Genomic DNA, 16,638 nt, shown 5'->3' with positions numbered 1-16,638 from the left:
TTTTAGTCGTTTATGGAAAGCGCTGTGAATGGTGTTTTCTGTTTTACATAAGTCACTACCGTACATTTGCACATACATACGAAACATGGTTAAATATGAGAAGGTCTCGGCAGGGTGTCTGTAAATAGCCTGCACTTCATATATGAGCAGGCAAATATGACACGAGACTCTGAACATGTTAAAATATTTTGTAAGGTGTTCACGTTTCATGATTGCCGCTTCCGTTTTAATGGGACAAAAGGAAGCGGATGAATACAGGTGTTCATTTTAATAAAGAAAAGAGGTTGGTCGTGATGAGTCTCGTCCCTATGGTTGTGGAACAAACGAATCGAGGAGAACGATCTTACGATATTTACTCGCGGTTGCTTAAGGATCGCATCATTTTCCTAAGTGGCCCGATTGATGACGATGTCGCCAATCTCGTCATTGCACAGCTATTGTTCCTTTCTGCGGAAGACCCGGAGAAGGACATTAATTTGTACATTAACTCGCCAGGCGGTTCTGTTACTGCAGGCATGGGTATATATGATACAATGCAATTCATTAAGCCGGATGTATCGACGATTTGTGTAGGTATGGCTGCTAGTATGGGTTCTTTATTGCTCACAGCTGGTGCACCAGGCAAAAGATATGCACTTACCAATAGTGAAGTTATGATCCACCAGCCGCTCGGCGGCATTCAGGGGCAAGCCTCCGACATGCTGATTCATGCGGACTGGATTATCAAAACACGTGCCAAGCTGAATCAAATCTATGTAGAGCGTACAGGTCAGCCCCTCGAAAAAATCGAACGTGATACTGACCGGGATTTCTTCATGGAAGCGGAAGAGGCAAAAGCATACGGTATCATTGACCAGGTGCTGTCTAAACCGATTAATCTGTAAAGGGGTGGCTCTATGTTTAAATTTAATGATGAAAAAGGACAATTAAAATGTTCTTTCTGCGGTAAATCTCAGGATCAGGTTCGCAAGCTTGTTGCCGGACCGGGCGTATATATATGTGATGAATGCATCGAGTTGTGCACGGAAATTGTGGAGGAAGAATTGGGTCATGAAGAAGAAGTAGATCTGAAAGATATTCCAAAACCAATGCAAATCCGTGAAATTCTGGACCAATATGTTATTGGTCAGGATCAAGCGAAAAAATCATTGTCTGTTGCGGTATATAATCACTACAAACGTATTAATACACAAAACAAAATTGATGATGTGGAACTGCAAAAAAGTAACATTTTGATGCTTGGACCTACAGGTTCGGGTAAAACGTTGCTTGCGCAAACCATGGCTAAAATTTTGAACGTCCCATTTGCTATCGCAGATGCCACTTCCCTTACGGAAGCGGGTTATGTGGGTGAAGACGTTGAAAACATTTTGCTGAAATTGATTCAAGCTGCCGATTATGATGTAGAAAAAGCAGAACGCGGCATTATCTACATTGACGAAATTGATAAAGTAGCTCGTAAATCTGAAAACCCGTCCATTACGCGTGACGTATCGGGTGAAGGTGTACAGCAAGCATTGCTTAAGATTTTGGAAGGCACGGTTGCTTCTGTACCTCCGCAAGGCGGTCGCAAGCATCCACATCAAGAATTCATTCAAATTGATACTACGAATATCCTGTTCATTTGTGGCGGTGCCTTTGATGGTCTGGAGCAAATGATCAAACGTCGTATCGGTAAGAAGGTCATCGGCTTTAACGCGACTAGTGAACAAAAAGATCTGAAACCAGGCGAATATACCTCCATGGTATTGCCTGAGGATCTGTTGAAGTTCGGTCTGATTCCGGAATTCGTAGGACGTTTGCCAGTCATTTCGACGCTGGAGCCACTTGATGAGAAGACATTGGTTCGTATTTTGTCTGAACCGAAAAATGCGTTGACCAAGCAATACCAGAAGATGCTGGAACTGGACAATGTGCAGCTGGAGTTTAAACAAGATGCTCTGGAAGCCATTGCTCGTGAGGCGATCAAGCGTAACACGGGTGCTCGTGGCCTTCGCGCAATTATTGAAGGTATTATGCTTGACGTTATGTACGAAGTTCCTTCCCGTGATGATGTGACGACTTGCGTCATCAACGAGCAGGTAGTAAAAGACAAAATTGCACCGGAACTCGGTGGTACAGATAAGGATAAAAAACAAGAAGAGAGCGCCTAAGGATTGATACTTCGCGATCTCTACAACATGAGAAGCCAGATCTCCACTTCACGAAACCTGTATGAGGTTTTATGGGGTGGAGGTTTGGCGTTAATGGGAGAGAAAAGTATATGTTCTTAAGACAAGACACACGTCCCGTTCAAGTCGGGAATCTGACGATTGGCGGCAGCAATGAAGTCATCATCCAAAGCATGTGCACAACCAAGACGGCAGATGTGGAAGCTACAGTAGCCGAGATTCTTCGTTTGGAAGAAGCCGGATGTCAGATAGTGCGGGTTACCGTCAACAATGAGGAAGCTGCCGCAGCTATTAAAGAAATTAAGAAGCGGATTCATATTCCGCTGGTTGCAGATATTCACTTTAATCACAAGCTGGCTCTACTGGCAATTGAAAATGGGATTGACAAGGTTCGCATTAACCCAGGCAACATTGGACGACGTGAAAAAGTGGAAGCTGTCGTTAAGGCATGTAAAGAAAAGGGGATTCCGATTCGGATTGGTGTAAACGCCGGATCATTGGAACAGCATTTACTGGATAAGTATGGCTACCCTACGCCAGAAGCGATGGTAGAAAGTGCACTGTACCATATCGGGATACTGGAAGAGCTTGATTTCCATGATATTATCGTATCACTGAAGGCTTCTGACGTTCCAATGGCGATTGCCGCTTACACGAAGGCAGCTGAAATTATTAAGTATCCCCTCCATTTGGGCATCACCGAAGCCGGTACACTCTTTACTGGAACGGTTAAAAGCGCGGCAGGTATGGGAGCTCTGTTGGCAGCAGGTATCGGGTCCACCATGCGTATTTCGCTAAGTGCCGATCCGGTAGAAGAAGTGAAGGTAGCACGGGAGTTGCTCAAAACGTTTGGGTTGATCACGAACGCAGCTACATTGATTTCTTGTCCGACTTGTGGGCGTCTGGATATTGATCTGTTCTCTATTGCGAACGAGGTAGAGGATTACATTGCAAAACTCAAGGTGCCGATTAAAGTATCTGTACTAGGGTGTGCAGTTAACGGCCCGGGTGAAGCGAAGGAAGCTGATATCGGAATTGCCGGAGCACGCGGAGAAGGTCTATTGTTCCGTTATGGAAAGATGATTCGCAAAGTCCCTGAGGCTGAAATGGTTGACGAATTGAAAAAAGAAATTGATATCATCGTCAAAGCTTATGAGGAAACAGGTAAAATACCCGGACGTGAAGAGCGTCACACTGCCGAGAAAGTGTAGGCATAAGCGGTTATTTTAAAAATAGGTATAATCATAAACTATTGTCATTGTTTAAACACCGTGGAGAGCAGCTCTGCTACAGAACTGTTCTTCGCGGTGTTTTTGTATTTCTCTCTGATCTTTTGAAAGACAGCCGTTTAGCTCTCGTGGAAAAGGAAATACTGTCTTTCATAGAACAGCATTTTCAAATTGCTGAGATGAGAAACGGAGGGAATACGATGGACTTGACTATGATATTGTTATTGGTGCAAATGTTTTTTGGGATTGTTATTGGTCTGTATTTCTGGAACCTTCTACGGAGCCAGAAAACGAACCGTAGTGCGGTGGATCGGGAATCTCGGAAGGAATTGGATAAGTTGCGCAAATTGCGCTCTATTTCACTTACTAAGCCGCTAGCTGAACGCACACGTCCTGCCACGTTACAGGATATCGTCGGTCAGAAGGACGGGCTGCGTGCGCTCAAGGCGGCGTTATGCAGTGCGAATCCGCAGCATGTCATTATTTATGGCCCCCCTGGTGTAGGGAAAACGGCTGCCGCACGTGTGGTGCTGGAAGAGGCCAAGAAGAATCAGTCCTCCCCATTCAAAGGGGATGCTAAATTCACGGAAATTGATGCCACAACGGCCCGTTTTGACGAACGTGGTATTGCGGACCCGTTAATTGGTTCAGTACATGATCCAATCTACCAAGGGGCAGGAGCGATGGGGGTAGCAGGTATCCCTCAACCTAAACCCGGAGCTGTAACGAAGGCTCATGGAGGGATGTTGTTCATTGATGAGATTGGCGAGCTGCATCCAACGCAGATGAATAAGCTGTTGAAAGTGCTGGAGGATCGAAAGGTATTTTTGGAAAGTGCATATTACAATTCTGAAGATTCGCATACTCCTGCATATATTCACGATATTTTCCAAAACGGTTTGCCAGCGGATTTCCGCTTGGTAGGTGCGACGACCCGTTCGCCGCACGAGCTGCCACCTGCTATTCGATCCCGGTGCATGGAAATTTATTTCCGTGCCCTGCAGCCGCAGGAGATTGCTCGTATTGCTGAAGATGCTGTACACAAGCTAGGCTTTGGTCCTTGTCCAGAGGCAGTAGAGGTTGTACAGCGTTACGCGACCAACGGCCGGGAGGCGGTCAATATGATCCAGCTTGCTGCTGGTTTGGCACTTACCGAGAAAAGGGAACGACTCGATGCTTCGGACGTGGAATGGGTAGCGGGTAGCAGCCAAATTCAACCCCGTCCTGATCGAAAAATACCGGGCTTGCCGCAAATCGGATTTGTTAACGGATTAGCTGTATACGGTCCGAACATGGGCATGCTGCTGGAAATTGAAGTTACTGCGGTTCCGGTTCCCGAAGGAAAGGGAAGCTATAATATTACGGGCGTTGTGGATGAAGAAGAGATCGGAGGTAACTCCCGAACACTGCGTCGTAAGAGCATGGCTAAAGGCTCTGTTGAAAATGTTCTGACTGTTTTGCGTACGCTCGGTTTATCCCCCTCCAATTACGATCTGCATATCAATTTTCCTGGGGGGACGCCAGTAGATGGTCCGTCGGCAGGGATTGCAATGGCAACAGCTATTGCCTCCGCGATGCGAGGAATTCCGGTGGATCATGAAATTGCCATGACTGGCGAGATTAGCATCCATGGCCGAGTCAAGCCGATTGGCGGCGTATTAGCCAAGGTCGAAGCTGCTTTTCAGGCTGGAGCCAAAAAAGTAATCATTCCGCAGGACAACTGGCAAGCTCTTTTTGATAGCATTGAAGGCCTAAAAGTCATCCCTGTACAGTCGGTGACCGAAGTGTTCCGTCATGTGTTCGGAGAAGAGATGACGACGGATGCGCCTGTACATGCGCCAATTGAGACTTTTCGCCCATCCCAGTCCTCCTTGTTACAGGCGGATGGAACGCATAATGGGACGATTTCAGATACAGGATCTTGCTAATGAACTAGTCTTTCATTGGTTTTTTTATAAAACATTTGATAAAATATGAAAGATAGCAACGTGAGGATTGTAAAATCCGGAACCTGAGAATCACTGGAGGTGCGAAAGCGATGGGACCCACCAAGACAAAAGGTCGTCGTTTTCCTTTGCTGCCTTTAAGAGGACTTCTGGTTTACCCGAGCATGGTTCTACATCTCGATGTGGGCCGGGAAAAATCGGTCAAGGCTTTGGAAAAAGCGATGGTTGAAGACAATTTGATTCTCCTGTGTTCTCAATCAGAAGTTAATATTGAAGAACCCACACAAGAGGATATTTTTCGAGTCGGCACGGTAGCCAAAGTACGCCAAATGCTCAAGCTTCCCAACGGAACCATTCGAGTATTGGTGGAAGGGCTGGAACGTGCTGAGATTATTCAATATACGGACAATGAAGAATATTACGAGGTAATGGCGAAGGAACTGCACGAGGCAGAAAATGTGCAGCCTGAAACGGATGCGCTTATGCGCACTGTATTAACTCAGTTCGAGCATTATATCAATTTGTCCAAAAAGGTAACCCCGGAGACTCTCGCTGCGGTATCTGATATTGAGGAGCCAGGACGCCTGGCTGATGTGATCACAAGCCATTTGACGCTCAAAATTAAGGAAAAGCAGGATATATTGGAGACGATCGACGTAACTCAGCGTCTGGAGAAGCTTCTAGATATTTTAAACAATGAGCGTGAAGTGTTGGAGCTGGAACGTAAAATCAACCAGCGTGTGAAGAAGCAGATGGAAAAGACGCAGAAGGAGTATTATCTGCGTGAACAAATGAAGGCGATTCAGAAGGAACTTGGTGAGAAGGAAGGTCGCGCAGGAGAAGTTGAAGAACTACGCAACCAGCTAAGTGAACGAGAGTTGCCGGTTCCGGTGAAGGAGAAGGTCGAAAAGGAAATTGACCGTCTGGAAAAAATGCCGGCAAGCTCTGCCGAGGGTAGTGTCATCCGCAATTACGTCGATTGGCTGTTAAGCTTGCCGTGGAACAAGTTCACCGATGATGATCTTGATATTGTCAAAGCAGAAGAAATACTCGATAACGACCATTACGGGCTGGATAAGCCCAAGGAGCGGGTGTTGGAGTATTTGGCCGTGCGCAAACTGGTGAAGACCATTAAGGGACCCATTCTGTGTCTCGTAGGTCCGCCAGGAGTCGGCAAGACCTCGCTGGCTCGCTCGATTGCCAAATCCATGGGTCGGGAATTTGTCCGCATCTCTCTCGGAGGTGTGCGGGATGAAGCGGAAATCCGTGGTCACCGCCGGACTTATGTTGGCGCGATGCCGGGTCGGATTATTCAGGGAATGAAGACCGCAGGAACATCTAATCCAGTCTTTTTGCTGGATGAGATTGATAAAATGGCCTCCGACTTCCGGGGCGATCCATCGGCGGCATTGCTCGAAGTGCTCGATCCTGAACAAAACAACACGTTCAGTGACCATTTTGTTGAGTTGCCGTTTGATCTGTCCAACGTGATGTTTGTAACGACAGCCAATGCTGCACATAATATCCCGCGTCCGCTGATGGATCGTATGGAGACGCTCTATATTCCCGGCTACACCGAACTGGAGAAGTTGGAAATTGCCAATCGGTATCTCCTGCCCAAGCAGAAGAGAGAGCATGGCTTGGGAGAGGAACAGTTGGTTATTGGGGAGGATACGCTGCTGCGTGTCATTCGTGAATATACCCGTGAATCTGGTGTGCGTAATCTTGAACAGCAAATGGCTTCTCTATGCCGCAAGGCGGCGAAGTCAGTTGTATCCGGTGGCGAAGGGCCGATTGAAATCACACCGGATAATTTGAAAGATTATTTGGGTATCGCCAAATTCCGTTACGGTGTAGCAGAACTGGAGGATCAGATCGGTACGGTTACAGGCTTGGCGTGGACAGAGGTCGGTGGTGAAACACTGATGATTGAAGTGACGGTCGTGCCTGGGAGCGGGAAACTGATTCTTACGGGTAAACTAGGAGACGTCATGAAAGAATCCGCGCAGGCGGCATTCAGCTACACTCGTTCCAAAGCAGTCGATCTGGGCATCGAATTGGATTTCTATGAGAAAAATGATATCCATATTCATATTCCTGAGGGAGCAATTCCGAAGGATGGTCCATCTGCCGGAATCACGATTGCTACTGCATTAATTTCGGCTTTGACCAACCGTCATGTATCCAAGGATGTAGCGATGACGGGCGAAATTACCCTGCGCGGTCGCGTATTGCCGATTGGTGGTTTGAAAGAAAAATCGCTGGCTGCCCATCGGGCAGGTTACAAAAAAATTCTGCTTCCCAAAGATAATGAACGGGATTTGAAGGATATTCCCGACAGTATCCGGCAGGATGTTGAATTTGTCCCCGTTGCCCATATGGATCAGGTGTTAAAGCATGCTTTGGTTGAGCAGGCAAGGGTACATTAGAGAGGAATTAAAGACACAATGAAAGTAACAAAAGCAGAATTTATAATAAGTGCGGTTGGTCCGGATCAGTTTCCAGTGGACGCTTTGCCAGAGATTGCTCTGGCGGGGCGCTCCAATGTTGGAAAATCATCACTGATTAATCGGATGATTAACCGTAAAAATTTGGCGCGTACCAGTTCTACGCCGGGTAAAACTCAGCAACTCAATTATTACCGGATTAATGATGAGCTTTACTTTGTCGATTTTCCCGGTTACGGTTATGCTAAGGTATCCAAAACGTCACGTAAGGCTTGGGGACAAATGATTGAGTCTTATTTGCTGGAACGTGAGCCGCTCAAGCTGGTGCTACAAATGGTAGATTTGCGCCACCCACCGTCCAAGGATGATATCATGATGTACGACTGGCTGCGCCATAACGGGCTTCCTGTCTGTGTTGTAGGTACAAAAGCAGATAAAATCCCTAAAACACGTCGAGAAAAGCACTATAAGGTAATCAAGCAGGAACTTGGAATACTTCCCGGGGGTTTGTTTATCCCCTTTTCATCCGAAGAAGGCATGGGCAAGGAAGAGCTGTGGTCGGTCATCTCCAGTTATATCGAGAATGACGACGAAGAGCAGACGGAATTGTAAGGTTAGGGGCGTCCTTAAGGGCGCCTTTTTTTTATGATGTTGGATTCAAAAACATTAAACTCACTAAAAAGGTAGGAATAATATATAATAAACAAAGGAAATCGTGGGATTTAAGCATAAAAGTGAGCATATGGAGGATAATACAGCTGCGATTACGGTATTTTCCGTTTATCTTCGATGAATGGCGGATATTTATGATTTGATACGCAAGAAAGCGCAACAGGTCTGATGTATAATAAAGTATAAAGCTTACACTAAAGGTTCAGGAAAGAATTGAGGAGATTGGTATGGCACAGCGGTTAGCCACAGAGTATGTAAAAACCACTTTGACCTTGTCAGAAACCCAAATGGACGAATTTTTGCAGGCAGTGGATGATCCCCAGGTGCATTACCGCATTAAAGTTCTGGATAACGGAAGACAGGAAATCGTTCTAGAGCATATTGCGGGTGAGGAAGTTCATTTATTTTTTGAAGCCAAAGAGGGAGCGTTTGTTTGTGAATTAACTTGCCGCTTAGTTCATCCACAGCTAACCCTGTTTATACGCCAACTATTTGTTCGCTTTAAGGGTGAAGGTATTGTTTACCGCATGTATCAAGGATTCACTATGGTGTATTTTTATAATGAAGGTGCGGTCCGCAAAATTATGGAAAAGAATGCGGAAGGCTCTAGGCTGGTGTTTGAATATAGAAATACAGTGCAAGAACTGCAGCAGCTTTTTCAACATCAGAACGTCGAAAATGAAATAGCAGATATATACAACCTCATTAATTCGTTACTTGACGAACGGAATTTGGCGCGTACTTTCTCTGAGCTGGAACAGATTGACCATAAGCTTCGGATGAGTTGCTCCAAATTATTTGCACTGGAAGCTTAAAAGGCTGAATATATGGAATGAATTGTTATACAGTGTAGTCCCTTTCTTTGCCGAAAGGGGCTTTTTTATTCCAAAAAAATGATTGCATTTGCTGCACATAGATGTTATTTTTAATCTCGTTGAAAATGAATATAGGAACCAGGATTCACTCAGGACATTGAATGTTGCGAGAGGTTATCCCTCGGGAAGTGAATGACGTAGGTCCTAGCGGATGAAATTTTTTTCAAACATTTTATTCCTAGGAAGGGGGAACCGAAAGATGGAATTGGAATACTCAACTTTCGGAAGACACGTTGCCGTAGATACTTGGGGTGTTGAGTTTGAATTACTGAATGATGCGCAGTTTCTGGAGGCTCAATTAGTTGAAGCTGCTGAAGCTTGCGGAGCAACGGTGATGTCCGTTCAATCCAAGCAATTCGAACCACAGGGAGCTACCGTGCTTGTACTGTTGTCGGAGAGTCATCTCTCTATTCATACGTATCCTGAGAGAGGGTTTGCCGCTATTGATTGTTATACTTGCGGTGAGACTGTTGATCCGCAGCTGGCTATTGATTACCTGGTATCCGTTCTAAAACCGAAAAAAACATATGCGAAGAAGCTAATTCGCGGCTTGGGAGAACTTCAGGTGGAATCACCGAAGTGCAAGTTAGCTGAGTTGGTATAAATCTTTTTTTATGGAGCCTTTTGTGCGTCCTATATTATAACCATGGAACAATTCCATGGTTATTTGTTTTAAAAGTAGTTCAAACTAAACTAAAACATACAGAACGTGCTGGATGTTTATGAAAGCTATCCAATTTTCATAAACAATTCATAAAACAGCCGAAGGGGATTCGGACTTCTGTGATATAATTAACATAGTTTATGATAACAATGAGTATTCTTATTACAGTTTAGGCAGGTGAATTTTACAATGCACATCGTCGTTGTTGGGTTGAATTATCGTACGGCGCCTGTGGAAGTCAGAGAACGGTTTACATTTGCAGAACAGGATTTGCCAAAAGCGCTGGAGCAACTCAAACTTACCAAAAGTGTGTTGGAGGGCGTAGTTGTCGCAACCTGCAATCGGACTGAAATATATGTTGTGGTCGACCGCCTTCACATGTGCGGTTATTTTATACGCAGTTTTATGGAGCAATGGTTTGGTATTCCTCGTGATCAGTTTACACAACATTTATATATATATGAAGACGAGCAGGCAATTCGGCATTTGTTCCGTGTGACTTGTGGTCTGGATTCCATGGTCATCGGAGAAACACAAATTTTGGGTCAGGTAAAGAATGCTTTTCTCCAGGCTCAATCTCAGAAAATTACAGCAACGTGGTTTAATATGCTATTTAAGCAGGCCGTCACATTGGGCAAGCGTGCCCATTCGGAGACGTCTATTGGAGAAAGTGCCGTATCTGTTAGCTATGCAGCCGTTGAGCTGGGCAAACGGATTTTCGGGATGTTTACGGATAAAAAGGTACTAATCCTCGGTGCTGGTAAAATGAGTGAGCTTACCGTTAAGCATTTGTACAGCGGCGGAGCTGCCGAGGTTATTGTAGCAAATCGAACTTTGTCCCGCGCCGAGGATCTGGCCTCCAAGTTTAACGGAACACCAGTTACGATGGAGGAAGGCATGAATCGGTTGGCGGATGTGGATATTGTGATTAGCTCGACTGGTGCTCAGGGGTATATTCTGGATCGCAACCGTGTCGAAGCCAGTATGAAACGTCGTCAGTCTCGTCCTTTGTTTATGATTGATATCGCGGTTCCGCGCGATTTGGATCCGGCTATTGGCGAATTGCAGAATGTTTTCCTATATGATATTGATGATCTGGAAGGGATCGTGGAGAGCAACCTGGAAATGCGTCGTACTGAAGCTGCAAAAATCGAGCATATGATCGAAGATGAGCTTAGCGAGTTTTATCAATGGTTGAAAACGATGGGAGTGCGTCCGGTGATTCGTGCATTACAGGAAAAAGCGGAGTCTATACATCAGGATACGCTGGAAAGCTTGTATAACAAGCTTCCCGAGCTGGATGAACGGCAGCGTAAAGTGATAAGCCGCTTGACGAAAAGTATGCTGAATCAGATGATGCATGATCCGATCAATCGGGTTAAGGAACTGGCTGTCCAAAAGCAGGGAAATGAGGCGTTAGACATGTTTAGCCACATTTTTGCTCTGGAGGATCGTTTGGAGGACGCCGCTCAGAAAGTAGATAAAAGCGATGCATCTGCGTTGATAAAACCGGAGGCTGGTGTTCATGGAAAAACCGGTCAGGCTCAGGCTTTGCCAGCGTCGTTTGCGCCGGCCAGCCTGTAAAGGTGGGTGAACAGACATGGCCTCAGGCATGCTTATATATGATTCAATGATTTATGTTTTTGCCCTGAGCCTTCTGTTTGTATTTTCGGATGGAATTCGTCGCAATGCGAATGCTAAACGGACAGGTACAGGGCTTCTTCTTGTCGTTGTAGTGCTCCAGCTTGTTTTTATGGGAATGAGAACCTGGAATGAAGGGCATCTTCCCATTTTCGTGACCTACGACTTTCTGTTTCTGTTCTCATTTATTCTGGTGCTGATTTCTTTGTTTCTGTCACGTTATCAGCGATCGGAATTTGCAGTATTGCTGCTTAATATCATTAGCTTTGCTGTTCTTGTGCTCAACAATATATGGATGGAGCCGATCGACAACCCGCTTGGAAATTGGCATACCGTACATGGGCTGCTTCTGATTCATATTGCGCTGGCTAATCTTGGATTTGTCGCGATGACGGTAGCAGCTGTATTTTCGGGATTGTATCTGTTTTTGCATCGTAAATTGAAAGTAAAGAAATGGAATGACACGATCAAGCGCCTGCCGAGTCTGGAAATGATGGATCGGTATACACATATGGCGCTGTTAATTGGTACTCCTCTGCTGGGAGTTTCTATTGTCGTGGCTGTCATTTCTATTATTGCCGAGGAACGCTGGCGTCTTTTACTAGATACCAAAGTGCTAATGACAGCGATTGCCTTATGCGTGTATATTGTATTTTTAGTGAGCAAAAGATTGAACCAGCGTTCAGGCCTTGTCATGGCAAAGTGGTCTTTGGTTGGCTACACGCTACTAATTCTTAATTTTTTGCTGAATTCCTGGTCTGTATTTCATCAGTGGACGGGAGAGTGAAAAGCCACTTGCAGCATTTTGTCCCGATTTCGTTGAATTGTAACAATAAGCTCTGTTGTGTTGTAGGCGGCGGCAGGATTGCGGAACGAAAGGTTAAGGGGATGATGGAAAGTGGGGCGTCCATTACCGTCATTAGCCCGAATATAACGCCGGATTTACAGGTTCTGGCCGATCACAAGCAGCTCCACTGGGTAAATCGCGTATATCGCGAGGGTGACCTCCAGGGAGCCTTTCTTGTATATGCCGCTACGAACCAGAGAGAAGTGAATAATAAGGTTGCGCATGAGGCCAGACAAAGGGGTATACTGGTAAATGTGGCGGATCACTCGGAAGAGGGAGATTTTATAACGCCGGGCATCATCCGACGAGGGAGACTGACGATTAGTATTTCCACAGAAGGGGCAGGCCCCGCTGTGACCGCTGATATTACATCAGCCTTGGATACGTTGTTCGGTAGCGAATATGAGCCTTATCTGGATTTCATGCACGATATGCGACAGATCATCAAACGCAAGATAAGTTCCCCACAGCAAAGGACCAAACTATTAAGACGCTTGGCGAGTAGCGAAATTTTGGAACAAATACGACGTCATGAATTTATGGCTTGGACCGAAAAAGAAATAGATCTATGGATTGCGCAAAATCAGGAGGAATAACATGCGAACAATTGTGGTAGGCAGCAGACAGAGCGCTCTGGCGTTAACTCAGACCGGGCATGTCATTGAGGATTTGAATGCGCTGTGCGCGGAGCATGGATTGGATTTGCAATTTGTCATCAAAAAAATCCTGACCAAGGGTGACCGGATACTGGATGTAACCTTGTCCAAAGTGGGTGGCAAAGGGCTTTTTGTCAAAGAGATTGAACAGGCCATGCTGGCTGGTGAAATTGATATGGCAGTACATAGTATGAAGGATATGCCGTCCGAATTGCCGGAGGGTCTTGTCAATGGCGCTGTACCGCGCCGTGAGGACCCACGCGATTGCCTAATCACATTGGGCGCCAAGAGTCTGGAGGATTTGCCTTCAGGAGCCAAGGTGGGCACAAGCAGCTTGCGCAGAGCCAGTCAAATCAAGTCCATGCGTCCTGATCTACAATTGGAGCCAGTACGTGGCAATATTGATTCCCGTCTGAAAAAGCTGGAGACGGAAGGTTTTGACGCCATCATTTTGGCAGCAGCAGGCTTGCACCGGATGGGCTGGAAAGACCGAATTACGTCCTATATACCAGAGGAGGCATGTTTGCCGGCAGTGGGACAGGGAGCGCTCGGTATTGAATGCCGTGCGAGCGATGAAGAGCTGTTGGCATTGCTGCGTCTCTACAACCACCAGGATACCTCGGCTACGGTTGAGGCAGAACGAACTTTTCTGGGTGTGTTAAATGGGGGATGCCAAGTGCCAATCGGCGCTCATGCAGTCTGGGCTGGTCAAGAAATCAGCCTCACAGGGATGGTAGGCTCGCCAGATGGCGAGGTTATTTTGAAGGAAACGCTCCAGGGAAATGATCCGCAGAAGCTGGGAGAAGCGGTGGCGGCCAGTTTGATAGCCAAAGGAGCGGAACAGATTCTGGCGCAGGTGAGGGGATAATGGAATGGTGGGAAAGGTATATTTAGTAGGTGCAGGACCCGGAGATGCAAGATTAATTACGGTTAAGGGTTGGGAGTGCATTCAACTGGGCGATGTCATTGTGTATGACAGACTGGCAAGCCCTCGCCTCTTGGGGCTGATGAAGCCAGGGGCCCAAAAAATATATGTCGGCAAGCTGCCAGATCGTCACACCATGAAGCAAGAGGAAATTAATCAGCTGCTGGTGGATTTAGCTTTGGAAGGAAAGACAGTCGTCCGGCTCAAAGGGGGAGATCCCACTATTTTTGGCCGAGTTGGCGAGGAAGCCGGGCTGCTGCGTAAACACGGCATTTCCTATGAAATCATACCTGGCATCACATCAGCTATCAGCGTGCCTGCCTATGCAGGCATTCCCGTTACACATCGGGATATGGCTTCGTCGCTGTCTATTATTACAGGTCATGAAAGTCCGGATAAACTCGATAAAAGTATTCATTGGGATAAAGTAACGAACGCAACGGGGACACTGATCTTTATGATGGGTGTAGCGAAGATCGGCTATATCAGTGATCAGCTGATAAAGCACGGTAAGTCGTCCGATACTCCAGTTGCATTGATCCGTTGGGGGACCCGCGCCGAGCAAGATACGCTAGTGGGCACGCTGGCGGATATTGAAGCCAAGGTGAAGGCAGCGAATTTCCAACCGCCCGCCGTCATCGTTGTCGGAGAAGTGGTCAATCAGCGTGAACAGTTAAAATGGGCAGAGGATATGCCTTTGTTCGGGAAGCGAATTTTGGTTACTCGCGCACGCGCGCAGGCCAGCAGTCTGGTTCACCGGATTGAGGAGCTTGGCGGTGAACCTTATGAGTTCCCAGTTATCCAGACCGTAGTCCCTTCGGACGAGCAGGCAAAACAGAAAATCAAAGAGGCGTTTGCGCGGCTTCCTGAATATGACTGGGTGTTTTTTACCAGCGTTAACGGAGTGGAGTACTTTTTCACTCACTTAAAGGAACAGGGCAAGGATGTACGTGCGCTATACAAAGCTCGTATTGCCGCGGTCGGACCAGCTACAGCAGACGCGCTTCGGGCGCACGGAATTGTAGCAGAACAGATCGAAGGTCCTTTTCAGGCAGAGGGTTTACTTGAAGCGTTTGAGCAAGATTTGCAAGCAGGGCAAAACGTATTTCTTCCAAGAGGTGATCTCGCTCGCTCCTGGCTGCCAGATCAGCTGAGGGAAATGGGACTTCGTGTGACCGAGGCTGATTTGTATCAAACGGTGTTGGCGGCCAACACACAGGATGATGAACTGCTCAAGTTGCTGGAGGAGCGTGCCATTCATGCGATTACTTTTACCAGTTCCTCAACCGTAACCTTTTTCCTGGAAGCCCTCAGACAAATGGGGATCAGTGATCCAGTCTCCCTGCTGGAGGGAGTTACGATCGCTGTGATCGGTCCCTTGACTGGTGAGACAGCAACCCAAGCTGGCTTGACTGTCAGTTTGATGTCAGAGAAGGCGACCATTGAAAGTCTAATTCAATCGCTATGTGACTGGAAACAATCAAGTACGGTTATGACATTATAAATTTTAATTTTTACAAATGAATGTATAAAAAATGGAGGTTTGTAACTATGAGTGTCCCTTTTACTAGACATCGTCGTTTGCGCCAGTCGGCTGCCATTCGCAGCATGGTGCGTGAAACGGTATTGAATCCGGCTGACTTTATCCAACCGATCTACGTAACATTTGGTACTGGAGTGAAACAGGAGATTAGCTCCATGCCAGGCGTATACCGTTTTTCTTTGGATCGGCTGGAAGAAGAGCTGAAAGAAATTAGTGAGCTTGGCATTCCTGCTGTGCTCCTGTTTGGCATACCAGAAACCAAAGACAGTGTAGGGACTTCAGCTTTTGTGGACAACGGTATTGTTCAGGAAGCTACTCGTTTGATCAAGTCACGTTATCCCGAACTGCTGGTCGTGGCAGACACTTGCTTGTGTGAGTTTACGGACCATGGACACTGCGGTATGGTGCACATGCATGAGCATGATGGTGAGGTATGCGGTGAAGTATTGAATGATGAATCTCTGGAGGTGCTGGTACGTACAGCCGTTTCTCAGGCGAGAGCCGGTGCAGATATTATTGCTCCTTCTAATATGATGGACGGTTTTGTACAGGCGATTCGGCAAGGACTAGATCTGGAAGGTTTTTCACATATTCCGATTATGTCGTATTCCGTCAAATATGCGTCTGCCTTTTATGGTCCTTTTCGGGAAGCTGCTGATTCTGCACCGCAGTTCGGTGACCGCAAATCCTATCAGATGGACCCTGCCAATGCACGTGAGGCGTTGCGGGAAGCGGAGTCTGACGTGATGGAGGGTGCGGACATGCTGATGGTGAAGCCTTCTCTTTCTTATCTGGATGTAATGCGCACCATTAAGGACCAATTTGATTTGCCTATGGTGGCTTACAACGTAAGTGGTGAATATGCAATGGTCAAAGCGGCAGCCCTCCAAGGCTGGATTGATGAAAAAGCGATGGTACTGGAGATTCTGACAAGCATGAAGCGTGCCGGTGCGGATATGATTATTACCTATTCTGCCAAGGATGCGGCAAGATGGTTGAAGCAATAAGTGTATTTTTTAGAA

At 46.5% G+C, this 16,638-nt stretch carries 14 protein-coding genes; all 14 read left to right on the top strand.

Annotated elements, in window-relative coordinates; all coding sequences use genetic code 11:
- Window positions 1-293: 293 nt before the first annotated feature.
- The 14 genes from clpP to hemB all read left to right on the top strand — a co-directional run bounded on the left by clpP (window position 294) and on the right by hemB (window position 16,623).
- Window positions 294-884: an ATP-dependent Clp endopeptidase proteolytic subunit ClpP gene (gene clpP, locus PPM_RS20370; RefSeq protein ID WP_016324659.1), complete on the top strand. Its 591-nt coding sequence runs from the start codon at window positions 294-296 to the stop codon at window positions 882-884.
- Window positions 885-896: 12 nt separating this feature from the next.
- Complete coding sequence (gene clpX, locus PPM_RS20365) at window positions 897-2,153, top strand: ATP-dependent protease ATP-binding subunit ClpX (RefSeq protein WP_013372695.1); 1,257 nt, start codon at window positions 897-899, stop codon at window positions 2,151-2,153.
- Between the two features lie 110 nt (window positions 2,154-2,263).
- Window positions 2,264-3,382 carry a flavodoxin-dependent (E)-4-hydroxy-3-methylbut-2-enyl-diphosphate synthase gene (gene ispG / locus PPM_RS20360; RefSeq protein ID WP_013372694.1) on the top strand — a complete coding sequence of 373 codons (1,119 nt, stop codon included), beginning with the start codon at window positions 2,264-2,266 and terminating at the stop codon, window positions 3,380-3,382.
- Window positions 3,383-3,600: 218 nt separating this feature from the next.
- Window positions 3,601-5,328 carry an ATP-dependent protease LonB gene (lonB, locus tag PPM_RS20355; RefSeq protein ID WP_016324658.1) on the top strand — a complete coding sequence of 576 codons (1,728 nt, stop codon included), beginning with the start codon at window positions 3,601-3,603 and terminating at the stop codon, window positions 5,326-5,328.
- Window positions 5,329-5,438: 110 nt separating this feature from the next.
- Entirely contained in the window at window positions 5,439-7,775 is a 2,337-nt protein-coding gene (lon, locus tag PPM_RS20350; protein WP_013372692.1) for an endopeptidase La, read from the top strand.
- 18 nt (window positions 7,776-7,793) lie between these two features.
- Entirely contained in the window at window positions 7,794-8,405 is a 612-nt protein-coding gene (yihA, locus tag PPM_RS20345) for a ribosome biogenesis GTP-binding protein YihA/YsxC (RefSeq protein WP_013372691.1), read from the top strand.
- Between the two features lie 287 nt (window positions 8,406-8,692).
- Window positions 8,693-9,280: a hypothetical protein gene (locus tag PPM_RS20340; RefSeq protein WP_013372690.1), complete on the top strand. Its 588-nt coding sequence runs from the start codon at window positions 8,693-8,695 to the stop codon at window positions 9,278-9,280.
- 265 nt (window positions 9,281-9,545) lie between these two features.
- On the top strand, window positions 9,546-9,944 hold the full coding sequence (gene speD, locus PPM_RS20335; RefSeq protein ID WP_025678464.1) for an adenosylmethionine decarboxylase: 399 nt from the start codon (window positions 9,546-9,548) through the stop codon (window positions 9,942-9,944).
- A gap of 249 nt (window positions 9,945-10,193) precedes the next feature.
- Window positions 10,194-11,588: a glutamyl-tRNA reductase gene (gene hemA / locus PPM_RS20330; protein ID WP_013372688.1), complete on the top strand. Its 1,395-nt coding sequence runs from the start codon at window positions 10,194-10,196 to the stop codon at window positions 11,586-11,588.
- 16 nt (window positions 11,589-11,604) lie between these two features.
- On the top strand, window positions 11,605-12,432 hold the full coding sequence (gene ccsA / locus PPM_RS20325) for a cytochrome c biogenesis protein CcsA (RefSeq protein WP_013372687.1): 828 nt from the start codon (window positions 11,605-11,607) through the stop codon (window positions 12,430-12,432).
- A gap of 8 nt (window positions 12,433-12,440) precedes the next feature.
- Entirely contained in the window at window positions 12,441-13,088 is a 648-nt protein-coding gene (locus tag PPM_RS20320; protein WP_013372686.1) for a precorrin-2 dehydrogenase/sirohydrochlorin ferrochelatase family protein, read from the top strand.
- A gap of 1 nt (window position 13,089) precedes the next feature.
- Entirely contained in the window at window positions 13,090-14,016 is a 927-nt protein-coding gene (gene hemC / locus PPM_RS20315) for a hydroxymethylbilane synthase (protein WP_013372685.1), read from the top strand.
- 4 nt (window positions 14,017-14,020) lie between these two features.
- The gene (gene cobA / locus PPM_RS20310; protein ID WP_013372684.1) at window positions 14,021-15,577 is read left to right on the top strand and encodes a uroporphyrinogen-III C-methyltransferase; all 1,557 of its coding nucleotides are present in this window, start codon (window positions 14,021-14,023) and stop codon (window positions 15,575-15,577) included.
- A gap of 47 nt (window positions 15,578-15,624) precedes the next feature.
- Window positions 15,625-16,623, top strand: a complete 999-nt coding sequence (gene hemB / locus PPM_RS20305; RefSeq protein WP_013372683.1) for a porphobilinogen synthase — start codon at window positions 15,625-15,627, stop codon at window positions 16,621-16,623.
- Window positions 16,624-16,638 lie beyond the last annotated feature (15 nt).

Source organism: Paenibacillus polymyxa M1, from assembly GCF_000237325.1.
In the GTDB taxonomy this organism is placed as follows: Bacteria; Bacillota; Bacilli; order Paenibacillales; family Paenibacillaceae; genus Paenibacillus; species Paenibacillus polymyxa_C.
Note: the sequence above shows the minus strand (reverse complement) of the source record. Positions and strands in the feature narration are given on the sequence as shown.